The 4009-nt window shown below is 69.1% G+C and carries 2 protein-coding genes; one reads left to right on the top strand and one right to left on the bottom strand.

Translation table 11 applies throughout. The features are described 5' to 3' along the window. Positions 1–2696, bottom strand: a 2696-nt coding sequence (locus MJ785_RS04235) for an FtsK/SpoIIIE domain-containing protein (RefSeq protein ID WP_239380064.1), incomplete at its 3' end; no start/stop codon positions are given. Positions 2697–2877: 181 nt separating this feature from the next. Here MJ785_RS04235 and MJ785_RS04230 point away from each other — a divergent pair. Beyond that, the gene (locus MJ785_RS04230) at positions 2878–3984 is read left to right on the top strand and encodes an ecdysteroid 22-kinase family protein (RefSeq protein WP_239307864.1); all 1107 of its coding nucleotides are present in this window, start codon (positions 2878–2880) and stop codon (positions 3982–3984) included. Positions 3985–4009: the final 25 nt, after the last annotated feature.

The following is a 4009-nucleotide window of genomic DNA, read 5'->3' as shown; positions in this document are numbered from 1 at the left end:
GTGCGGGCCTGGTCGGTGGCCGCACCGCCGCGCTCGGTCGGTTCCTCGGGCCGCGCGGTGCCGAGCGCGGCCCAGTCCACGATCCGGATGCGGGCGGGGCGTGCCCCGCCGACGGGTGGCGGGGCACCCAGGTAGCCGGATTGGAACAGGCGTGGGGTCCGCGTCTCGTCCTTCGTGCACAGGATCATGCCGCGGCCACGCAGCCGGCCGGGGATGGCCGCGGCATCCGGTACGCCCAGGACCTCGACGCTGTCGGCCGGTTCGTTCTGCCGTAGCGTGATCCGAAGATCGATGTTGTTCTTCAGCTCGGCCGACAGCTTGCCCTGTAGCGACTGGGTGGCCAGCACCAGGTGCATGCCGAGCGACCGGCCCTTGGCCGCGACGTTGACCAGTGCTCGCAGGAAGTCCGGGGACGTCTCCAGCACCCGCGCGAACTCGTCGAAGATCATCACAAGGCGGGGGAGCGCGGGCAGCCCAGGCGCGGAGCGCAGAGCTTTCCAGTACTCGTCGATCTCGCCGCCGTAGCGGGCGAGCAGGGACTCCCGGCGGTTCACCTCCGCCCGTACCGAGGCGAGGACCCGGTCGGCCGCGGCCTGGTCGAAGACGTCCGCCGGCGTCTCGCCGGTGGAGCGGATGAGCGCGACGACATGCGGGCAGCGCTCGAACGGGAGGAACGCGCTGCCGCCCTTGAAGTCGACGAGGACAAGGTTCAGCTCGTCGGGAGTGTTGGCCAGCAGCAGCGACGTGACGAGCGTCTGCAGCAGGATGCTCTTGCCGGCGCCGGTGGCACCACCGAGCATCGTGTGCGGACCCTGTCCGGCGAGGTCGACGGTGACCGGCCCGTCCCCATCCGCGCCGAGGAGCACCCGGGTGGTCGGCCCCGGCTGGTCCGCCCACAGGGCGAGCACGTCGTCCGCGGATGCCATCCCCACGCCGACAAGGTCGAGAAAACGCACCGGGTACGGGATGGCTGTCTCCGCGTTGCCCAGCGACAGCCGGTCACGTAGCGGTGCGACGGCTCGTGCGAGCCAGCCCGCCTCGCCGGGGTCGATGCCCTCCTGGCGGCCGACCGCGGCCCGCTCGCCACGGCGGTGAGTGAGCCGGACGGCACCGCTGTCGTCGACCTGGCATTCGGCGCGGCACTCGTTCATGCCGTGCCGGTCGACGGCGATCACGTACACGCCCGCTTCCGGTCCGTCCCGCAGGATCGCCTTCATACCCGGCAGGTTGCGCAGCGCGAGCGCGCCGTCGAGCAGGACGACGACATCCTCGGCGAAGCGGACATTGGTCGCACCACGGCGTTCGGCGGACCGGATGGTGATCAGATCCCGGAGTTCGGCGATCCGGCTTGCCCGGGTCGCCTCGGTGTTGCCGACCCAGCAGGGCACCGGGCCCGCGTCACCGGTGGCGACATGCGGTAGCCAGGTGGCCCAGGCCAGGTGGTCACGGCTGCTTGATGTGATCAGGACGATCCGCAGGTCGTCAGGGCTGCGGAGCACGCCGAGCTGAAGCACCAGCCACCGGGCCAGCGCATCCGCCGGGCCGCTCGGGCCGGTGACGCCGAGTACACCCACGGCGCGCAGGTCAACCGTCAGCGGCACGCCACGCAGGGCCGGCTCGGTGAACCCGTCCCACCGTTCGCCGCGCAGGTCGATCGACGCGGGTTCGCCGGTGGTGCCCACCCGTAGTCGCAGGCCGTCGGGAGAGTCGGCGTTGCGCGGCCACACGCCGCGGCTGGCTCCGGTCGCGGCGAGGGTGAGATCGAGCTGGTCGGGTGCCTGCGCACGGCGGGCGCTCTCCTCGGTGGCCGCCGCCGTCGCGATGGTACGTAGTGCCTGGGCTTTCTCCGTTTCGAAGCGCCGGTCGTCGGCGGCGCGCTGCCTGCGGCCCACCACCTGGTTGCCGATGACGCTGACAGGACCGAGCAGGCACATCGCCAACACGACGGGGTTACGCATGGCCAGGAAAAGGACTCCACCGATCACGACCGGCAACAGCGCGGGGAGCCAGACAGCGCTTCGGGAGGCGGTATGACGAGCGGGTGCCGCCGGCAGCTCCACCTCGGCCCGCCTGATGTCGGGTGTCGCCGCGAAGGCACGGTCGAAGTCGAGGTGACCGTCCCGGCTGCGTGTCGTCGACAGCGGTGAACGCGGCAACGGCACCCACTCCATGCGGTCGGTACCGATCTCGAGGATGGCGCCGGCCGCAAGGGGAGCAGGCCCGGCCATGGGTCCGTCATCGACCAGGGTGCCGTTGCTCGAATCGAGATCTTCCACCGTCACTGTGGCGTCCTGGCACACTGTGAGCGCCGCGTGCCGGCGGGAGACCTCGTTGCAGGTGAGCACGATCCGCGCCTGCGGGTCCCGGCCCACCAGATGGCATCCTTGATCGAGCCAGACGACTAGGCCGGCGTCGTGCCCGTCGAGTATCCGCAGCGCGCCGACGATGCCGGGCGCAACAGCCCGCGGCTGCGGGCCCGACACGCCGACGCTGATCGTCGCGCCGTGCACCAGCGGGCTGTCGACGACGCTCCCAGCGGGGTCGAGCGGTCGGTCGCCGACGAAGCAAAGGCGGTTCCCCACCGGTATCGGCAGCGCGTTGAGCACGGAGCCGACCCCCGTCTCCGGATCGGCTGAAATCTCCACGTCACACCGGGTATCCGTACCGGGGTCGTGCACACTCAGCCTGATGATCATTTTCTGCGTCGCTCCCGAGCGCGTCCGGCATCACCACTGACAGGCATAATCACAGCAGGAAATCATCATTGACATGGCATTGACCGGTTTGCGCAGCGCAACAGCGCTGACGACCGTTGATGAGGATGACAAAGAGCGTCCGGCATTGCCCTGCGCTGAGGTATCTGTGCCAGAATCGCGCATGGCAAACTTACCCAGGTCGGTCGAGGATCTCACTCCCGCGATGCTGACCGCTCTGCTGCGTGAGGCCCATCCGACGGTCGTGGTCGACGGGGTTGATCTGATCGGGGCAGCCCGGGTTGGTGTCGCCACGGCTACCGGAGAGAAGGCGTCGACCGCGGATCGCCTGACGCTCGGGCTACGGTACGCCCCGGGACGTGACGCCGGGCTGCCGCCACGGATGTTTCTCAAGACCCTGCTGGTCAGTGGGGATGAGCAGGGCCTGCCGCGGGCCGCGCCGGCCATGTACCGCACCGAGATCGGCTTCTATCGGCAGGTCCGCACCCGACTGGACGTGGAGGCACCCCGGCTGTTCGCCGGTGAGCTCGACGAGGAGACCGGGCAGTTCGTGGTGCTGATCGAGGATCTTTCGCTGCGGGGAGCGACATACCCCAACGCGCTCGGATCGCTGAGTTCTGACCAGGTCGCCGCACTGCTCGCCGAGCTCGCCAAGGTCCACGCTCACTACTGGTCAAGTCCTGGTCTTCAGCAGGCCTTCCCATGGCTGGAGACACCGGGCTCGGGGGAAACCACGGAGTTCTTCCGAAGCACCGGCCGACGAATCTTCGACAAGCAGCTGAAGCTCGACTGGAAAGCCGAGATCGTGGCTGCGCTGGGGCGTCCGAACGATGAGCTCTGGGCGGCGCTGTGGAAGCTTGAAGATCTTATGGAGAAAGAACCGCGGTGCCTGCTGCACGGCGATGCTCATGTCGCCAACACCTATCTGCTGCCGACGGGGGGCGGCCTGCTGGACTGGCAGTTCTGTAAGGCTGGCAACTGGGCGCACGATGTTTCCTACCTGATCGTGACCGCACTCGACTCCGAGCGGCGGCGGGCCCTTGAGCGGGATCTCATCGCCGGCTATCTGGACGAGCTCGGTCGCCACGGTGTCGTGCCCCCCAGTGCCGATGACGCCTGGCTGCTGTACCGGCAGAACATCGTTTGGGGGGTGGTGGTGGGCTGGGTGATGACACCTCCCACCCATCACGGCCCAGCCCTGATCAGCGCCAACCTGCGACGGTGTGTCACGGCCGCCGCCGACCTCGGGTCCTTCGACGCTGTCGCCTGACCACGGACGCCTGACCACGGACGCC

Source organism: Protofrankia sp. CiT1 (assembly GCF_917627335.1).
Lineage (GTDB): Bacteria > Actinomycetota > Actinomycetes > Frankiales > Frankiaceae > Protofrankia.
This window is presented reverse-complemented; position numbering and strand designations above follow the sequence as displayed.

Excerpts from the sequence above, each read along its gene's own strand:
- MJ785_RS04230 (WP_239307864.1), top strand. The coding sequence starts at position 2,878 with ATGGCAAACTTACCCAGGTCGGTCGAGGATCTCACTCCCGCGATGCTG.